Here is a 16,586-nt window from a genome sequence, read left to right as displayed (position 1 = left end):
AAGCCGTCTGGCGGTCAGCCGCATTCGACCCGGCCAACGAATTTTGTCCTTCTGCGGAGGCGGGGCCCATACCCTGAGTCAACCTCTGGCCCCCTGCCCCGTCAAGATCTTCGTCTGTCGCCGCGACCCCGGGAGATCAGCGCCTGGATGCCGTCGAGCAGCAGGTCGAGCCCGAAGGTGAAGTCGCTGTCGTCGACCCACTCCGCCGCGCCGCCGAACGCGTTCGCGCGGACCGCCGCGGTCAGCTCCGGGTACCGGTCCGGGTCGAGGACCTGGCCGAGGATCTCGCCGTACCCGGTCAACCCGCCGAACTGATCGGCCGTGTCCTTGCCCACGGCGCCGTTCAGGGCGTGCGCCATGGCCGCCTGCCGGGCGGCGTAGCCGGTGAGCGTGGTCGCGATGTTGATCCGCTCACCGTGGTCGAGTCCGGTGTCGGCGAGCGCGGCGAGCGCGCGGTCGAGCCAGCGTAGGGCCCGGGGCCCGGCGGGCGGGGTGTGCTGGCCGAGCGCCAACACCCAGGGCCGGTCGAGCAGGAAGTCCCGGTTGGCCCGGGTCCAGTCGGTCAGGTACGCACGCCAGGGCTGCCCGTCCAGTGGCGGCGGTTCGGGAGCGGCGGCGTCCGCCATCAGGATCAGCAGTTCGTCCTTGCTGCCGACGTAGCGGTACAGGGACATCGTCGCCATTCCGACCTCTTTGGCGACGCTGCCCATGGTCACCCCCTCCAGACCGTCGCGGTCCGCCACCCCGATCGCGGCGGCGACGATCCTGCCCAGGTCAAGGCTGGGTCGGGGGCCGTGCCGGGAGCCGGTGTCGCGGCCCCACATCCGGGACACCACGGGGGGAAGTTGATGTTCCGCCACGGCAACCTCTCCTCGTCCTCCGCCCACGGGTCTTGCGCTCACTCTAGATCTCAGGGACTCTGTATCACGTACGCTGTATTACATACGCAGTCCTTGGGGAGGCCGACAGTGAGCATGCAGAGTCCAACAGTTCCCGCACCTTCCATACGGAGAGTCCTCGACGTCGACGCGATCCGGGGGTTCGCGCTGCTCGGGATCTTCGCCGTCAACATCACCTTCATGGCCTCCGGCTATCCGGGGAACCTGGTCACCGACCCCGCCTTCGGCTCGGCGCTCGACGACGCCGTCCGCACGTTCTCCTCGGTCTTCGTCGACATGAAGTTCTACGTGCTGTTCTCGTTCCTCTTCGGGTACAGCTTCACCCTGCAGATGCAGGCGGCGAGCCGGGCCGGTACGGCATTCACGCCCCGTTTGCTCCGCCGGATCGGTGGCCTCTTCGCCCTCGGCGCCCTGCACATCGTGCTCGTCTACGGCGGTGACGTGCTCACCACGTACGCGGTGGCCTGTCTGGTCCTGCTCCTGCTCCGCCAGGTGAGGGACCGGACCGCGATCCGGATCGCGGTCGCCCTCTACGCCCTCGTGCTGCTCAGCCTGCTCGCCAGCGCGTTCCTGGTGGACCGCTCGACGTTCGTGCCCGGCGAGGCCGAGGCCCTGGCGAACGGCGCGCGGGCGACGCAGGCACTGCTCGGCGGCTGGGAGGCGAACATCGGTGAACACTTCGCCGGCCTGCCACTGTTGGTCCTCCAGGCGGTGAGCCTGCAGGGCCCGACCGCGCTCGGGCTGTTCCTGCTCGGCATGGTCGCCGGACGTCGACAGTGGCTCGGCCGGGTGACCGGCAACGAACCGGTGCTGCGCCGGATCCAGTGGATCGGCTTCCCGGTCGGACTGCTCGGCGCGATCGTCTACGCGACCAGCGGCGGCAACGGCAACACCCTCGGGGTCGCGGCGAGCGTCGCGACCGCACCGCTGCTGACCGCCGCGTACGTGGCGACCCTGCTGCGGATCATGCACCGTCCGGGTACGGCGGTGGTCCGGACGGCACTCGCCCCGGCCGGCCGGATGGCACTCACCAACTACCTGGGACAGTCGGTGGCCGGCCTGATCATCTTCACCGGCATCGGGTTCGGATTCGCCGGCAGGTTCTCGCCGCTCGGGCTCCTCGGCCTCGCGCTGGCCGTCTTCGCCGTCCAGGTGCTGCTGAGCGCGCTCTGGCTGCGCCGCTTCCGGTACGGGCCGGTCGAGTGGCTGCTGCGCTGGCTCACCAACGCCAGCCGGCCCACCTTCGTCGCCCCGCCCGCCGACTCCCGCACCGTGGAGGTGGCCGGCCAGTCATCCAGCAGCGGCCCTACCAGCGACGGGTTGCCCGCCACTCGTCCGCAGCCTGCTGCGCGGACCGCGCCGCCTGCCGTTCCGCCCGGTCCTGATGACGTCGCCGGAACCCGACGTAGAGCTTGAAACCGGCGTACAACGGCAGGATGAGAGCCCAGCCGAAGAACATGAACCGCCCACCCTCGTACCGGAACGCGAGGTGGTACGCGTAGACGCCGGCAATGACGGCCCCGATCCCACTGAAGATCCGCTCGACGAGCGAATCCGTGGCGAACCGGGTGAGCGCGACGAGCAGCAGCGCAACGGCACTCGCGGCCAACCCGACAACGTGCACGACAAGGAGCGACACCGGCGCCATCCCGAGGAGAAATCGACGATCGGACGCGTCGGAGCCTAGACCGAGCCAGGATGCGGAACAGCCGACCGGTACTCCCGAGGGCTCAGGCCACGGTGGCGCTTGAACGCGGTGCTCAACGCGAAGGAACTGCCGTAACCGACCTGGCGGGCGACCGCACCGACAGTGGCGTCCGGCTCGCGCAGCAGGTCGGCGGCGAGCGCCAGCCGCCACCCGGTGAGGTACGACATCGGCGGTTCACCGACCAGTGCGGTGAACCGGCGGGCGAGGGCCGCCCGGGAGACCCCGACCCGGGCAGCCAGGGTCGCCACCGTCCAGGGCTGCGCCGGATCGTTGTGGAGCATCCGCAGTGCCGGCCCGACGACCGGATCGCCGTACGCCCGATACCAGGCGGGCGCCTCGGCGCCGGGCCGGCCGAACCACTCCCGTAACACGGCGATCAGCAGCAGGTCGAGCAGGCGGTCGAGGACCGCCTGCTGACCGGGATCGTTCCGCACGATCTCGGTCGCCAGCAGCCGGACCAGCGGCGAATCCCAGGAGTCACCCGGGACGACCAGCAGCGGCGGCAACACCCCGAGCAGGCGCCGGCTGACCTCACCCTGCATCGCGTACGTGCCGGTGAGCAGCATCGTCGGGCCGTCCGCGCGGTTGCCCCAGGTCCGTACCCCCTGCTCCACCATCCCGGACAGTTCTCGGCCGTCCGCGGCGACGCAGACCTGGTCCGGCCGGATGACGACCTGCGGCGCCGTCGTCGGCTCGTCGGCGACCGTGTACGGGTCGGGACCGCGGACCACCGCCACGTCCCCCGGATCGAGTCGGACCGCCGCACCCTTGTCGGGGACGATCCAGGCGTCACCCTGGACCATCGCGACCAGGGTCAGCGGCGCCCGGTCCTCGATCCGCATCGACCAGGGCGGGGCGAGCACCGAACGCAGCAGGAACGCGCCGTGCGCCCGGGGTCCGTCGAGGAGACTGGTGAACGCGTCCACGTAGACGATTGAACACAAGACTGCGCGCTTCAGCCATGTACCGTCTCACGCCTTCCGCACTTGACTGGTCTCCATGACCGTCAGACTCCTGCAACACGTCTCGCTGATCGCCGCCACCGTCAGCACCGGGCTGATGGCCGGACTCTTCACCGCCTTCGCGTACGCGGTCATGCCAGCACTGAGAGGGGCTGACAACCGCACCTTCGTCGACGCCATGCAGCGGATCAACGTGACCATCGTCAACGGCTGGTTCCTGCTGAGCTTCCTCGGCGCCCTGGTGTTCCTCACCGTGTCGGCGCTGCTCGCCTGGCGGGGCGAGGGCCGACCCGCACTACCCTGGATCCTCTGTGGACTCGCGCTCTACGTGGTGGTGCTGGTCGTCACCGGCGTCGTCAACGTACCGCTCAACAACCAGCTCGCGGCGGCCGGCAACCCCGACCGCATCGCCGACCTGGCAGCCGTACGCGCACACTTCGAATCCACCTGGGCCACCTGGAACGTCGTCCGCGCACTCGCCAACACGGCGACCTTCGGCTGCCTCGCCTGGGCGCTGGTCGTCCACGCCCGGACCGGCGGTTGAGCCGGCGGCCGAGCGCCGACGGTCCTCCCGTCAGCCGTCCTGGTCGATCCGCACCGCCGGTACGTCCACCAGATGTTCCGCGATGAACCACACCTGCAGTTCGTTGGTCCGCAGTACCTCGCTGACCAGGATGTCGTTCGTACCGTCGTCACGGTTGTCGGCGGTCTTGTCCACCGCGTCCCGGACCTTCGTGATCACGATCTCGTGCGCTTCGAGGAGCCGGGAGAGCATCGCCGGCACCTGCTCGGCCCCGTTCGGCGGGCGCGGGATCGTGGTCAGCTCCGCCACGTGCCGAGGATCGGCGACGGCGACCCCGCCGAGGGTCTGCACCCGTTCCGCCATCAGGTCGACCAGCTTGAGCTGCTCGTCGGCATGCTTGTCGAGCAGCAGGTGCAACTGGTAGAAGGTGTGCCCCCGGACCAACCAGTGGTGCTTCTTGTACAGGTTGTAGAGGATGATCGTGTCGGCCAGGATGTGGTTCAGCAGCTGGCAACTCTCGGCCCTGGAGTTGTAGCCCAGGGCGATCGGGAACAGGCGTACGTCCCCGAACCGCTGCACCTCCTGGCCGTACTGGTGGAACAGCGGCTGACTGTTCCGCACCTGACCGTCGCTCTTCTCCCCCGCATGGAACGGATCGGCGTGCTTTGGGCTGACCATCCCTGGTTCCCTCCCGATGTCGCTTTCCGGGTCTCGGATCCTCGACCGGCAAGCGCTATACCCGGTGACCAGCCCCGTACGCCCCGCCCGCGGGTCCGGGCCGCCGGCGGGGAGCCACGACTACGGCCGCTCCGAGGGCTTGGCCTTCTGCGGGTGGATCGTCTCCTGACGGGCCAACATGGCAACGAACTCGGATATCTTCCGCGCCCGGGTCTCCGCTCGTTTGACGGCGTTGAGGCGGTGGATGAGAGCGAACCGGTTGGTCTTGGTGAGTACGTCGAACATGGCCTGCGCGGCGGGATCGGCCGCGATGGCGGTCAGGAGGTCGGTCGGCACCTCGGCTTCCGACGGCGGGGCGTAGGCGGCCGCCCACCGCCCGTCCGCCTTCGCGGCCTCCACCGCTGCGCGGCCTGGCGCCAGCATCCGCCCCTGTGCCTCCAGCCGGGCCACGTGCGCGACGTTGCGTTGCGACCAAGCGCTGCGGGGCCGGCGAGGCGTGAACCGGATCCACGAGGTTTCCTGATCCCGTTTACGGGCCTGCCCGTCGATCCAACCGAAGCACAGGGCCTCGTCGACCGCCTGCTGCCAGGTCAGGGCCGTGACTGTGCCGCCCTTCCTGGTCAGGGCGAGCCAGACACCGGGTGAGGTCGCGTGGTTGGCCGAGAGCCAGGCACGCAGTGCCTCGGCGTCCGCCACGATCAACTCATCCAGGTCGGCGCTCGGCATGCCGGCAGACTATCGCCGCACACCGACAGAACCGGTCAGCGGTCGACCTGGGTGAAGTCCCAGGAGTGCGGCGGGCGGGCGACGAGCCGCAGCGGCGGCTCCGGCAGCGGCAGCGGGTCGCCGCGCCACTTGGAGATGACCACGACCCGGTCGTCGGCGGAGGAGAAGACCTCGCTGGTGATGTGCAGCGGGCTGTGCTCCACTTCGGGCAGTGCGGTGTCGCAGACCCACGAGACCAGCTCCGGGGTCCGGGCCCGCTCGGCCCGAGCTTCCCACATCCGTACGATCACGTCGGCCATCGCTCCTCCCGCCGCCCTCGGCGCCGCCGGAACACTACACGCTGACGATCGTCAACGGCATCGCGGAATCGGCGGGCAGATCCAGCCGACTCGGCGCCACCCCGGCGGCGACCAGGTGTGATCCGAGCGCCGCCACCATCGCGCCGTTGTCGGTGCAGAGCTTCGGCCGGGGCACCCGGACCTGGATGCCGTACTTCGCGGCCCGCTCCTCGGCCATCGCGCGCAGCCGGGAGTTCGCCGCCACCCCGCCGCCGAGCACCAGGGTCTCGACACCGTTGGTACGGCACGCCTCGATCGCCTTGGCGGTGAGCACGTCGCAGACCGCCTCCTGGAACGAGGCGGCCACGTCCGGCACCGGCACCGGCTCGCTGGCCCGTTCCCGCGCCTCGACCCAGCGGGCGACCGCGGTCTTCAGCCCGGAGAAGGAGAAGTCGAACCGGTGCTCCGCCATGTCCCGGGGAGCGGTCAGGCCGCGCGGGAAGGCTATCGCGTCCGCCGCGCCCGCCCGGGCCTCCCGGTCGATCGGCGGCCCACCCGGGAACGGCAGTCCGAGCAGCCGGGCCACCTTGTCGAACGCCTCGCCGGCCGCGTCGTCGATGGTGGCGCCGAGCGGGGTCACCCCGGTCGCCAGGTCGTCGATCATCAGCAGGGACGAGTGTCCGCCGGAGACCAGCAGGGCGATCGCCGGTTCGGGCAGCGGACCGTGTTCCAGGGTGTCGACCGCGACGTGCGCGGCGAGGTGGTTGACGCCGTACACGGGTTTCTCGGCGGCGAGCGCGTACCCCTTGGCGGCGGCGACCCCGACGAGCAGGGCGCCGGCCAGGCCGGGTCCGGCGGTGACGGCGATCGCGTCGATGTCGGCCAGGGTCACCTTGGCCTCGTCGAGCGCCCGCTGCATGGTCGGCACGATCGCCTCCAGGTGGGCCCGACTGGCCACCTCGGGCACCACCCCGCCGAACCGGGCGTGTTCCTCCACACTGGACGCGAGCGCGTCGGCGAGCAGGGTGTGTCCGCGTACGACACCGACGCCGGTCTCGTCGCAGGAGGTCTCGATCCCGAGGATCAGTGGTTCGTCAGCCATCGTTCGCCTGTTCCAGTTCGGTCCGGTCGAGCTCGGCCCGGTCCAGGTCTGCCTGCATGACCAGGGCGTCGGTGTTGCTCGGTTGGTAGTAGCCGCGTCGGATCCCGACCGGCTCGAAGCCGTACGTCGCGTAGAGCCGTTGGGCCGGGGCGTTGTCCACCGCCACCTCCAGCAGCACCCGACGTACGCCACGTCGGGTCGCCTCGGCCAGCAGGTCGGTCAGCAGCATCCGGCCGATGCCGCCGCGCTGGACGTCCCGGCGTACCGCCACGTTCTGCACCCAGGCCTCGTCGGGCGGGGCGACCGCGAGTCCGGCGTAGCCGATCAGGGCGTCGGAGGCGTCCAGCGCCGCCACGTAGTAGTGCCCGTTCGCGAGTTCGTTCCAGAACATCGCCGGTGACCAGCGTTCGGCGCCGAACAGGTCGTCCTCGATCGGCAGCGCCTCGGTGATGTGCCACCAGCGGAACCGGCTCAACCTGGTCACGGGCCTGGTCACCTACCGCAGGACCGGCTTGCGGCCGGCAGCCGCGACCGCGTCCGGGCGGCGCAGGTAGAGCGGGGTGAGTCGGTCGCCGGGCGCACCGGACCGGACCCGGTCCGCCGCGAGTTCGGCCAACGCGTACGCCGGCGGGTGGTCCAGCCCGGCCCGGGGCGGCAGGCCGAGAATGTCGGCGTACCGTCCCGCCCCCTCGCCGACCGCGACCCGGACACCCAGCTCGGCGGCCCGCTGCGCGACCACCGCGGGGGCGTCGACCGCCGGGCCGACCAGCCGGTCGCCGGTCAGGTCGTAGACCGCCCAGTAGATCTCGCGACGTCGCGCGTCGGTGGCGACCAGGATTGGCCCGACCTCGGGGGCCGCGTCCGAGCGGGGATGGGTGGCGGCGTGGCCGATCGCGTCGAGCGAGCCGACCGCGTACGTCGGAATGTCCAGCACCTGGCCCATGCTCGCCGCGGTGACCAGGCCGACCCGTAGTCCGGTGAACGGTCCGGGCCCGACGCCGGCGACCACGGCGGTCAGGTCGGCCGCCCGGGCGCCGACCTCGGCGAGCACCTCGGCCACCTCCGGGGCGAGCAGTTCACCGTGGGCCCGGGCGTCGACCCGGCTCCGCTCGGCACGGAGCAGCACACCGTCGGCGGTGATCTCCGCCAGCGCGGCGGTCACCGCCGGAGTCGACGAGTCCAGCACGAGTACGAGCACATAGGCACCCTAACCGGGCGGCTCCGCCGCGCTCGCGGGACCCGGCGGTCGGGCGCCCACCGTCGCCCAGGTAGCGGTCCGGCTACCCGACGCAGTCGCAGCGAACCAATACGCCAGCCGAAAAATATGACTCTGAGTCATATTTATGACGTACTGGCATGAGACGCGAACGACTACATGCAATATCCGGGGATGCCCCACTCCCGCCTGACCGCGCTGCTCGCCGCGACCCTGCGCCAGCAACGGGAACGCCACGGTCTCACCCAGGCCGGGCTGGCCGAGCGTACGGGCCTGAACCAGTCGACGATCACCCGGATCGAGCAGGGATCCCGGGCGCCGGGCCTGCCGATGCTGGAACGGCTCTTCGCCGCGCTCGACCTGCAGCTCGCCTTCCGCGTCGAGCCGCTCGACGCCCACCTCGACGCGCGGATCGACGAACTGCGCCGGTCGCCCACCACCGAACGCATCGGCGACCTCCGCCTCGACCTGATGGCCGACCGGCTCGGCGAGTTGCCGTACGTCTGGACCGGGAGCACGGCGGCGCTGCTGCAGGGCGCGCCGCTGCCCGACGACGACCTGGAGATCAACGTCCGCTGGTCCGACGCCGACCAGTTCACGGCCTGGCTGACCCGCAACTGGGCCGAACGGTGGAACGCCCGGTGGGAGGAGTTCGGCTTCGTCCGGATCGATCCGCGCGAGCCCGGGGAGCACCGGTGGCGGGTCGTCGGCGGGGTGGTCCGGGCGCGGATGTGCGACGAGCTGCCGGAGACCATCGAGGTCCGGCACGGCGGCCGGAGCTACCAGGTGGTGCCGCTGGCGCTGGTCGAGGTGACCGACCCGGCCACCGCCGCGCTACTACGCCGTTGGCGCGAACGGCAGGCCGGGTGACTCAGGCTGCGGTCAGGTCCCAGTCGATCGTCGGCAGGCCGGCATCGGCGAGGGCCTTGTTGGCGGCGCTGAACGGACGGCTGCCGAGGAAGCCGCGCGGGTTCATCGGGCTCGGGTGACCGGCCTCCAACACCACGTGCGCCGGATTGGTGACCAGGGCGGCCTTCTTGCGGGCGTACCCGCCCCAGAGCAGGAAGACCACCCGCTCCGACCGGGCGTCGAGGGCCCGGATGGTCGCGTCGGTGAACTCCTCCCAGCCCTTGTTGGCGTGGGAGCCCGGCTTGGCCTGCCGCACGGTCAACACCGCGTTGAGCAGCAGCACCCCCTGACTCGCCCAGCGGGTCAGGTTGCCGCTGCGCGAGACCGGCACCCCCAGGTCCTCGGCGAGTTCCTTGTAGACGTTGCGCAGCGACGGCGGAACGCTGACCCCGTCCCGCACGCTGAAGCTGAGCCCGTGCGCCTGGCCGGCCTTGTGGTACGGGTCCTGGCCCAGGATCAGCACCCGGGTCTGCTCCGGCCCACAGAGCCGGTACGCGGCGAAGAGGTCCTCAAGCGGCGGGAAGACCGTCTCGGTCGCGTACTCCGCGGCGACGAACTCGCCCAGCGCGGCGGTGACCGCCGGGTCGAGGTGCGGCTCCAACGCCGCACGCCAGGCCGGCGGCAGCAGGGCCGGAAGGTCCAGGGCCGTCGGGTCATGGGCCGCCGGAGAACCGGTCGCCGCAGAATCCAGGGTCATCGGGGGCTCGCCTCTCGGGTGCACGAACGTTCCCCGCACTCTAGAAGCCCGGTGTGACACCGGACCAGCCGAGCCCTCAGAGCGAACCGAGCCGCTGCGCCCAGTCACCGCCGACCGGGATCAGCGTGACCTCCCGGGTGTCGTCGTCCCGCCGGTCGAGCCGGACCCGCAGATGCGCGTCGGCCAACTGCTCGACCATGCCCTCGCCCCACTCGACCACGGTGACCGCCTCGTCCATCGAGGCGTCCAGGTCGAGGTCGTCGATCTCGGCACGCGGGTCGACCGCGTCCCCGAGCCGGTACGCGTCCGCGTGCACCAGGGTCACCCGGCCGCCCCGGGACCGGTCCGGCCGGTGCACCCGGGCGATCACGAAGGTCGGGGACGTCACGTCGCCGAACACGCCCAGCCCGGCGGCGATCCCCTGGACCAGGGCGGTCTTGCCGGCGCCGAGCGGGCCGACCAGGACCAGCAGGTCACCGGGGCGCAGCAGGTCGGCGAGCCGACGCCCGAACTCCCGGGTGTCGGCCACCGTGGGCAGGTCACGGACCAGCTCGGCACCACGCACCGCGTCAGTCATCCGGATCGGCCTCCGTCGTCGCTCGTCCGGGCAGCCGGTCGAGGAAGTCCAGCAGCGCCTCGTTCACCTCGTCGGCGTGCTCGAGCATCACCACGTGCCCGCTGTCGGGCACCTTGACGTACTCGGCGTCGGGCAGCCAGCGCAGGATCTCCTCGGAGTGGGTGACCGGAGTGATCATGTCCCGCTCACCGACGATGACCAGGGTCGGGGTGTTCCGCAGCGCGGCCAGCGCCGGATAGCGGGCGTGCGAATAGAGGGTACGCAGATACCGGGCCACCGTCTCGGTCGAGGTCCGGGCGTTCATCCGCTCCACGTACGAGACCAGGGCGGGGCTCGGGGTCGGGGTACCGAAGCCGTACCGGCGGGTGAGCAACCAGGCGAGGTTGGCCGACGCCCGCCGGGCCCGGTCGATCACCGTGCCGGTGAGTTTCGTGGCGTTGTCGACCACCGGCAGCAGCGGCGCGCCGGCCCGGGCGATGATCGCCGGCAGGCCGAACTTGGTCTCCGCGACCAGGCCGCCGGAGGTGGCCATCAGCACGGTGCCGACCACCCGGTCGCCGAACATCTCCGGGTACCGTTCGGCGAACGCCATGATCGTCATGCCGCCCATCGAGTGCCCGACCAGCACCATCGGGCCGCTCGGCACGGTCCGGTCGATCACCGACCGGAGCGTCTCGCCCAGGGCGGCGAGGTGGTACTCACCCGACTCCAGCCGCCCGGACCGGCCGTGTCCGGGCTGGTCGTAGAAGACCATCCGGTCCTCGCCCCGCCGGGTCAGGACACTGCGCTGGAAGTGGAAGGTCCCCATGTCGAGGCAGAACCCGTGCACGAAGACCAGGGTCGGCCGGCCCGGGCCGGGTGGCGGACCGACCATCTCGACGTGGATCTCGGTGCCGTCCGCGGTCTCGATCTGGCACGACTCGTCGTACGGCAGCTCGCCGAAGGGCTCGTCCGCGTACCGGTCCCCGGGGGCGGCCTTGGAACGGCGTACCACCGCCCGCTCGGCGGCGACCCCGGCGGCGATCCCGGCCGCCGCGACCCCCGCCGCCGCGCCGATGATCCCGGCGACCCGGAGCAGCCCGCTCCGGCCGGCGAACCGCTTCGCCGGCTGGCGCTGGGCGGGAATCAGCGTGCTGACCGGCCGTCGGGTGCCGGTGCCACCGCCAGCGGTGCGCCGGGTGCTCACGCCGGCCGTCCGTCGTAGATCCGGGGCACCCGGACGCCGCCGAACCGGGTGACGATCTCGTAGTTGATGGTGTCGACCGCCTCGGCCCAGTCGTCGGCGGTCGGCCCGCCGTCGCTGCCGTCCCCGAACAGGGTCGCCACGTCGCCCGGGGCCACCGGGTCGTCGCCGACCTCCAGGACGAACTGGTCCATGCAGACCCGTCCGGCGATCCGTCGGGTCCGGCCGGCGAGCTGGACCGGGCCGAGGTTGGAGGCGTGCCGGGGCACCCCGTCGGCGTAGCCGAGCGGTACGACCGCCAGCGTCGTCTCCCGCTCGGTGACGTGGGTGTGCCCGTACGAGACGCCGGTGCCGGCCGGGACCCGCTTGGTCAGGGTGACCCGGGCCCGGGCGGTCATCGCCGGCCGCAGCCCGAACCGCTCCCCCGGCACCGGCGACAACCCGTACAGGGCGATCCCCGGTCGGACCAGGTCGAAGTGGGTGTCGGGCCGGGTCAGCGTGGCCGCCGAGTTCGCCAGGTGCCGGTACCGGGGACGCAGCCCGGCCCGCTCGGCCATGACCAGGCCCTCGGTGAAGACCGCGAGCTGCCGGTCGATGGTGGGATGGCCGGGCGAGTCGGCGTACACCAGGTGGCTCCACACCCCGACCACCTCGACCACGCCCTCGGCCTGGGCCTTCGCGGCGGCGTCGAGCAGCTGCGGCCAGTCGTCGACGGTGGCACCACCCCGGGACAACCCAGTGTCGATCTTGAGGTGGGTCCGGACGGGCTGACCGGCCCGCTCCCCGGCGGCCACCAGCTCGGCGAGCTGGGCGACGCTGGCGGCGGCCAGGTCCACCTTGGCCGCGACCCCCTCGTGCAGCGGCAGCCCGGGGGCGAGCAGCCAGGCCAGCACCGGTGCGGAGATCCCCTCCCGGCGCAGGGTCAGCGCCTCGTCGAGGGTGCAGACGCCGAGCCAGTCCGCCCCGGCGTCGAGCGCGGCCCGCGCGACCGGGAGCATGCCGTGGCCGTACCCGTCGGCCTTGACCACGGCCATCAGCTCGGCGGTCGTCCCGGCCTTGAGCCGGGTCACGTTGTCGCGGATCGCGTCCAAGTCGACGCGTACCTCGGCCTGCCACATGCGCCCAGCCTACTGGGCAGTAGATCGACTTGACGCGAGGTGGACGACAAACGCCGGGCCCCGCGCGCGCCGCCCCGGCTCAGCGGGGCAGCTCGGCGACGACCGGACGCAGCCCGGCCACCACGTCGGGGGCGCTCACCGGGCCGTGCCGGGCCGCCTCCCGGCCGGCCAGCCCGTGCAGGTACGCCGCGGTGAGCGCCGCCCGGTCCGTCGGCAGCCCGGCGGCGAGCAGCGAACCGAGCAGGCCGGCCAGCACGTCGCCGGTGCCGCCGGTGGCCAGCGCGGAGGTGCCGGTCGGGTTCACCGCCGCCCGCCCGTCCGGGGTGGCGACCACCGTCCGGTCCCCCTTGAGCAGCACCGTCGCCTTCATCCAGCTGGCCAGCCGCAGCGCCGCCTCCACCCGGTCCGCGCCGGGTGCCTCGCCGCAGAGCCGGGCGTACTCCCGATCGTGCGGGGTCACCACGATCGGGGCGTCCCGCTGCCGCAGCCACTTCGCCATCGAGCCGTCGACCAGCAGGGTCAGCGCGTCGGCGTCCAGCACCGCCGGCACCGGGGCAGCGAGCACCGACCGCAGTTCGGTGGCGGCGGCCTCGTCGGTGCCGAGTCCCGAGCCGCAGACCCAGGCCTGCACCCGGCCGGCCTCACCGACCCGCTCGGTGGCGACCACCGACGGGTAGTGCCGCAGCACCTCGTCCCGGGCGCCGCCGGCGTACCGGATCATGCCGGTCGGTCCGGCGAGCGCGCCGCCGACGGAGAGCACCGCCGCCCCCGGGTACGTCCGCGAACCGGTCGCCAGCCCGACCACGCCCCGGCTGTACTTCTCCGCCTCCGGCCCGACCCGGGGCCACCAGTCGGTCACGTCCGACCACTCGGTGACCCGCAGCGCCGGATCGGCCCGCAACCACGGCCCCAGCCCGATGTCGACCAGTTCGACCCGGCCGGCGTGGACCGCGGCCGGGCCCACCACCAGGGCGGGTTTGAGGCAGCCGAAGGTGACGGTGACATCGGCGGTCACCGCGGTCGGCAACTCCGAGGGCTGCGGGACGTCGCCGGTGTCGACCGCGACCCCGCTCGGTACGTCGACCGCCACCACGCTGGCCCGGCCCCCGTCCCGGCCGCGCAGCGTGGCCAGCCCGGCCACCAGTCGGGCCGCCGGCTCCCGCAGCCCACCGGTGCCGCCGATCCCGACGATGCCGTCGAGCACCAGGTCGGCCCGGTCCGGCAGCCGTTCCACGGTCCGGCCGCCGGCGGCCCGGAACGCGGCCAGCCCGTCGGGATGCACCCGGTCGGGACTGAGCAGCACGGCGAGGACCTGGGCGCCCCGGCCGGCCAGCCGGGCCCCGGCGTACAGGGTGTCGCCGCCGTTGTCACCGGAGCCGACCAGCAGCAGCACCGGGGCGCCGTACGTTCCGCCGCGTCCGGCGAGCAGCCGGGCGCAGTGTCCGGCCAGCCCACCGGCGGCACGCCGCATCAGCGTGCCCGGCGGCAGGGTGGCCATCAGGGCCTGCTCGGCGTTGCGTACGTCGGCCACCCGCCAGGCGGATCTCATCGGCGCTCCCGCTCTGCTCCGTCGGTCCCGTCACCACTCACTGTTCGGCGACCACCATCGCCGAGGCGATCCCGCCGTCGTGCGACAACGAGAGGTGCCAGCGTTGCACCCCGCGTTCGGCGGCGATGGCGGCGACCGTACCGGAAACGGTCAACCACGGGCGGCCGTCCGGGGCGGAAACCACCTCGCAGTCGTGCCAGTGCAGCCCGACCGGCGCGCCGAGCGCCTTGGCCACCGCCTCCTTGGCGGCGAACCGGGCGGCGAGCGACTCGGCGGAGCGGGGGTTGCCGGAGACCGTGATCCGCTCCGCCTCGGTGAAGAGCCGCTCGGCCAGCAGCGGGGTCCGGGCGAGTGCCCGGGCGAACCGGTCGACCAGGACAACGTCGATGCCGACTGCGACGATCACGAAATTCACCCTACCGGCGGCCGCCGCCGGCCACGGCTGCCCTACTCCACGGTGACGGACTTGGCCAGGTTCCGGGGCTGGTCCACGTCGTGTCCCCGGGCGGCCGCGATCTCGCAGGCGAGGACCTGCAACGGCACGGTGGTGACCAGCGGGGCGAGCAGGGTCGGGGTCCGTGGCACGTAGATCAGGTCGTCCGCGTACGGCACCACGGCCTGGTCGCCCTCCTCGGCGATCACGATGGTCCGGGCGCCCCGGGCACGGATCTCCTGGATGTTGGAGACGATCTTGTCGTGCAGTACGCCCCGACCGGCCGGAGACGGCACCACGCAGACCACCGGGGTCCCCTGGTCGATCAGGGCTATCGGCCCGTGCTTCAGCTCACCGGCGGCGAACCCCTCGGCGTGCATGTAGGCCAGCTCCTTGAGCTTGAGCGCCCCCTCGAGGGCGACCGGGAAGCCGACGTGCCGGCCGATGAAGAGCACCTGCGGCGCCGACTTCAACTCGCGGGCCAGCTCGCGGACCGGCTCGATGCCGTCGAGCAGCCGACGCAGCTTTTCCGGCATCTCCTGCAACTGGGCCACCACGGCGGCGACCTCGTCGGCGTACTTGATGCCGCGGACCTGGGCCAGGTGCAGGCCGATCAGGTAGCAGGCGACGAGCTGGGTCAGGAACGCCTTGGTCGAGGCGACCGCGATCTCCGGCCCGCCGTGGGTGTAGAGCACCGCGTCGGACTCGCGGGGGATGGTGGAGCCGTTGGTGTTGCAGATCGCCAGCACCCGGGCCTTCTGCTCCTTGGCGTGCCGCAGCGCCATCAGGGTGTCCATCGTCTCGCCGGACTGGGAGATCGCCACCACCAGCGTGGACCGGTCCAGCACCGGGTCCCGGTAGCGGAACTCGCTGGCCAGCTCGACCTCGCAGGGGATCCGGGTCCAGTGCTCGATGGCGTACTTGGCGACCATTCCCGAGTGGTACGCCGTACCGCAGGCGACAATGAAGATCTTGTCCACGTCCCGCAGGTCCTGATCGGTGAGGCGGACCTCGTCCAGGGCGATCTCACCGGTCTCGGTGAGCCGGCCCAGCAGCGTGTCGGCGACCGCCTGCGGCTGCTCGGCGATCTCCTTGAGCATGAAGTAGTCGTAGCCGCCCTTCTCGGCGGCGGAGGCGTCCCAGTCGATGTGGAAGTCCTTGCCGCTGGCGGGGTGTCCGGCGAAGTCGGTGATCTCGATGTCGTCGGCGGTGATCAGGACGACCTGGTCCTGGCCGAGTTCGACCGCTTCCCGGGTGTGCTCGATGAACGCGGAGACGTCGCTGGCCAGGTAGTTCTCCCCGGCTCCCCGGCCGACCACCAGCGGCGAGTTGCGCCGGGCCCCGACCACCGCACCGGGAATCCCGGAGTCCACGGCGAGCAGGGTGAACGCCCCCTCCAGCCGCTGGCAGACCTGCCGCATCGCGGCGGCCAGCAGTCGCGGGCCCTCCGGCTCGCCGGCGGCGCGCAGCCGGTCCAGCTCCCCGGCGAGCAGGTGCGCGGCGCACTCGGTGTCGGTGTCGCTGACGAACTCGACCCCGTCGGCCTCCAGGTCGGCCCGGAGCTTCGCGAAGTTCTCGATGATGCCGTTGTGGATGACCGCGACCCGGCCGTCGTGTGCGCGGTGCGGGTGCGCGTTGCGGTCGGTGGGACCGCCGTGGGTGGCCCAGCGGGTGTGGCCGATTCCGGTGGTGCCGGCGGCGATGCCGGGCGCCGGGGCCGACCCGGCGGAATCCGGGTCCGCCGCCGACCGCTCGGCCAGCGCCTTCTCCAGGTTGGCCAGCTTGCCGGCCTTCTTCTCGGTCAGCAGTTCGTCGTCGCAGACGACGGCCACGCCGGCCGAGTCGTAGCCGCGGTACTCCAGCCGCCGCAACCCGTCCAGCACGATGCCCAGCGCCGGCCTGGCGCCGGCGTATCCCACGATTCCACACATGGCCCGCAGCCTAACCTAGATTCGCTCATCTGATGTGCGCGAAAGGCGCCTGTTTGATCACCTTGCCTGCTCGTTACGGTGTCGCCCGGGATCAACC

At 72.1% G+C, this 16,586-nt stretch carries 19 protein-coding genes; 3 read left to right on the top strand and 16 right to left on the bottom strand.

The annotated features are described in order from the left end of the window. Positions 1 to 101: 101 nt before the first annotated feature. Positions 102 to 860 (bottom strand): TetR/AcrR family transcriptional regulator, encoded by a 759-nt coding sequence (locus ABGB05_RS12190; RefSeq protein ID WP_347653351.1) that lies wholly within the window; start codon positions 858 to 860, stop codon positions 102 to 104. Positions 861 to 974: 114 nt separating this feature from the next. Here ABGB05_RS12190 and ABGB05_RS12185 point away from each other — a divergent pair, with 114 nt between their 5' ends. Then, a complete protein-coding gene (locus ABGB05_RS12185; protein ID WP_347653419.1) occupies positions 975 to 2,315 on the top strand; it encodes a DUF418 domain-containing protein in 1,341 nt (446 codons plus the stop codon). Here ABGB05_RS12185 and ABGB05_RS12180 read toward each other — a convergent pair. Then, entirely contained in the window at positions 2,206 to 2,538 is a 333-nt protein-coding gene (locus ABGB05_RS12180; protein WP_347653350.1) for a hypothetical protein, read from the bottom strand. The two genes, ABGB05_RS12185 and ABGB05_RS12180, sit on opposite strands and share 110 nt — an antisense overlap. A gap of 44 nt (positions 2,539 to 2,582) precedes the next feature. After that, positions 2,583 to 3,533, bottom strand: coding sequence for an AraC family transcriptional regulator (locus ABGB05_RS12175; protein WP_347653349.1), 951 nt, complete (start codon positions 3,531 to 3,533; stop codon positions 2,583 to 2,585). Positions 3,534 to 3,606: 73 nt separating this feature from the next. On the opposite strand from ABGB05_RS12175, the gene ABGB05_RS12170 reads away from it, so the two are divergent. Further along, positions 3,607 to 4,113 (top strand): anthrone oxygenase family protein, encoded by a 507-nt coding sequence (locus tag ABGB05_RS12170; RefSeq protein ID WP_347653348.1) that lies wholly within the window; start codon positions 3,607 to 3,609, stop codon positions 4,111 to 4,113. Positions 4,114 to 4,143: 30 nt separating this feature from the next. On the opposite strand, the gene ABGB05_RS12165 is transcribed toward ABGB05_RS12170, so the two are convergent. The 6 genes from ABGB05_RS12165 to tsaB all read right to left on the bottom strand — a co-directional run bounded on the left by ABGB05_RS12165 (position 4,144) and on the right by tsaB (position 8,074). Further along, a complete protein-coding gene (locus ABGB05_RS12165) occupies positions 4,144 to 4,770 on the bottom strand; it encodes a DNA starvation/stationary phase protection protein (protein WP_347653347.1) in 627 nt (208 codons plus the stop codon). Between the two features lie 120 nt (positions 4,771 to 4,890). Next, complete coding sequence (locus tag ABGB05_RS12160; RefSeq protein ID WP_347653346.1) at positions 4,891 to 5,496, bottom strand: YdeI/OmpD-associated family protein; 606 nt, start codon at positions 5,494 to 5,496, stop codon at positions 4,891 to 4,893. Positions 5,497 to 5,531: 35 nt separating this feature from the next. Then, positions 5,532 to 5,786 carry a hypothetical protein gene (locus tag ABGB05_RS12155; protein ID WP_347653418.1) on the bottom strand — a complete coding sequence of 85 codons (255 nt, stop codon included), beginning with the start codon at positions 5,784 to 5,786 and terminating at the stop codon, positions 5,532 to 5,534. 43 nt (positions 5,787 to 5,829) lie between these two features. Next, positions 5,830 to 6,876, bottom strand: a complete 1,047-nt coding sequence (tsaD, locus tag ABGB05_RS12150; protein ID WP_347653345.1) for a tRNA (adenosine(37)-N6)-threonylcarbamoyltransferase complex transferase subunit TsaD — start codon at positions 6,874 to 6,876, stop codon at positions 5,830 to 5,832. Continuing rightward, entirely contained in the window at positions 6,869 to 7,360 is a 492-nt protein-coding gene (rimI, locus tag ABGB05_RS12145; protein ID WP_347653344.1) for a ribosomal protein S18-alanine N-acetyltransferase, read from the bottom strand. The genes tsaD and rimI overlap by 8 nt, the downstream gene beginning before the upstream one ends. A gap of 12 nt (positions 7,361 to 7,372) precedes the next feature. Then, a complete protein-coding gene (tsaB, locus tag ABGB05_RS12140) occupies positions 7,373 to 8,074 on the bottom strand; it encodes a tRNA (adenosine(37)-N6)-threonylcarbamoyltransferase complex dimerization subunit type 1 TsaB (protein WP_347653343.1) in 702 nt (233 codons plus the stop codon). Positions 8,075 to 8,266: 192 nt separating this feature from the next. Here tsaB and ABGB05_RS12135 point away from each other — a divergent pair, with 192 nt between their 5' ends. Next, the gene (locus ABGB05_RS12135) at positions 8,267 to 8,962 is read left to right on the top strand and encodes a helix-turn-helix transcriptional regulator (RefSeq protein ID WP_347653342.1); all 696 of its coding nucleotides are present in this window, start codon (positions 8,267 to 8,269) and stop codon (positions 8,960 to 8,962) included. Position 8,963: 1 nt separating this feature from the next. On the opposite strand, the gene ung is transcribed toward ABGB05_RS12135, so the two are convergent. The 7 genes from ung to glmS form a co-directional block, all read right to left on the bottom strand. After that, entirely contained in the window at positions 8,964 to 9,698 is a 735-nt protein-coding gene (ung, locus tag ABGB05_RS12130) for a uracil-DNA glycosylase (protein ID WP_347653341.1), read from the bottom strand. Between the two features lie 76 nt (positions 9,699 to 9,774). After that, on the bottom strand, positions 9,775 to 10,275 hold the full coding sequence (tsaE, locus tag ABGB05_RS12125; protein ID WP_347653340.1) for a tRNA (adenosine(37)-N6)-threonylcarbamoyltransferase complex ATPase subunit type 1 TsaE: 501 nt from the start codon (positions 10,273 to 10,275) through the stop codon (positions 9,775 to 9,777). Continuing rightward, on the bottom strand, positions 10,268 to 11,353 hold the full coding sequence (locus tag ABGB05_RS12120; protein WP_347653417.1) for an alpha/beta hydrolase: 1,086 nt from the start codon (positions 11,351 to 11,353) through the stop codon (positions 10,268 to 10,270). Before ABGB05_RS12120 ends, tsaE begins: the two co-directional genes overlap by 8 nt. 104 nt (positions 11,354 to 11,457) lie before the next feature. Continuing rightward, a complete protein-coding gene (alr, locus tag ABGB05_RS12115; RefSeq protein WP_347653339.1) occupies positions 11,458 to 12,576 on the bottom strand; it encodes an alanine racemase in 1,119 nt (372 codons plus the stop codon). Positions 12,577 to 12,655: 79 nt separating this feature from the next. Beyond that, positions 12,656 to 14,125 (bottom strand): NAD(P)H-hydrate dehydratase, encoded by a 1,470-nt coding sequence (locus tag ABGB05_RS12110; RefSeq protein ID WP_347653338.1) that lies wholly within the window; start codon positions 14,123 to 14,125, stop codon positions 12,656 to 12,658. Positions 14,126 to 14,162: 37 nt separating this feature from the next. Continuing rightward, the gene (locus ABGB05_RS12105) at positions 14,163 to 14,531 is read right to left on the bottom strand and encodes a holo-ACP synthase (RefSeq protein WP_347653337.1); all 369 of its coding nucleotides are present in this window, start codon (positions 14,529 to 14,531) and stop codon (positions 14,163 to 14,165) included. Between the two features lie 41 nt (positions 14,532 to 14,572). After that, entirely contained in the window at positions 14,573 to 16,489 is a 1,917-nt protein-coding gene (gene glmS / locus ABGB05_RS12100) for a glutamine--fructose-6-phosphate transaminase (isomerizing) (RefSeq protein WP_347653336.1), read from the bottom strand. Positions 16,490 to 16,586 lie beyond the last annotated feature (97 nt).

The sequence above is a fragment of the Plantactinospora sp. B5E13 genome, from assembly GCF_039871775.1.
Classification (GTDB): domain Bacteria; phylum Actinomycetota; class Actinomycetes; order Mycobacteriales; family Micromonosporaceae; genus Plantactinospora.
The sequence above is the reverse complement of the archived record's forward strand: the minus strand, read 5'-3'. Positions and strand labels throughout refer to the sequence as shown.

What these genes read in the sequence shown, in the direction of transcription:
- ABGB05_RS12160 (WP_347653346.1), bottom strand. Translation starts at nt 5,496, where the DNA reads ATGCCGAGCGCCGACCTGGATGAGTTGATCGTGGCGGACGCCGAGGCA.
- glmS (WP_347653336.1), bottom strand. Translation starts at nt 16,489, where the DNA reads ATGTGTGGAATCGTGGGATACGCCGGCGCCAGGCCGGCGCTGGGCATC.
- alr (WP_347653339.1), bottom strand. Translation starts at nt 12,576, where the DNA reads ATGTGGCAGGCCGAGGTACGCGTCGACTTGGACGCGATCCGCGACAAC.
- ABGB05_RS12110 (WP_347653338.1), bottom strand. Translation starts at nt 14,125, where the DNA reads ATGAGATCCGCCTGGCGGGTGGCCGACGTACGCAACGCCGAGCAGGCC.
- ABGB05_RS12170 (WP_347653348.1), top strand. Translation starts at nt 3,607, where the DNA reads ATGACCGTCAGACTCCTGCAACACGTCTCGCTGATCGCCGCCACCGTC.
- tsaE (WP_347653340.1), bottom strand. Translation starts at nt 10,275, where the DNA reads ATGACTGACGCGGTGCGTGGTGCCGAGCTGGTCCGTGACCTGCCCACG.
- ABGB05_RS12165 (WP_347653347.1), bottom strand. Translation starts at nt 4,770, where the DNA reads ATGGTCAGCCCAAAGCACGCCGATCCGTTCCATGCGGGGGAGAAGAGC.
- tsaD (WP_347653345.1), bottom strand. Translation starts at nt 6,876, where the DNA reads ATGGCTGACGAACCACTGATCCTCGGGATCGAGACCTCCTGCGACGAG.
- ABGB05_RS12135 (WP_347653342.1), top strand. Translation starts at nt 8,267, where the DNA reads ATGCCCCACTCCCGCCTGACCGCGCTGCTCGCCGCGACCCTGCGCCAG.
- ABGB05_RS12185 (WP_347653419.1), top strand. Translation starts at nt 975, where the DNA reads ATGCAGAGTCCAACAGTTCCCGCACCTTCCATACGGAGAGTCCTCGAC.
- ung (WP_347653341.1), bottom strand. Translation starts at nt 9,698, where the DNA reads ATGACCCTGGATTCTGCGGCGACCGGTTCTCCGGCGGCCCATGACCCG.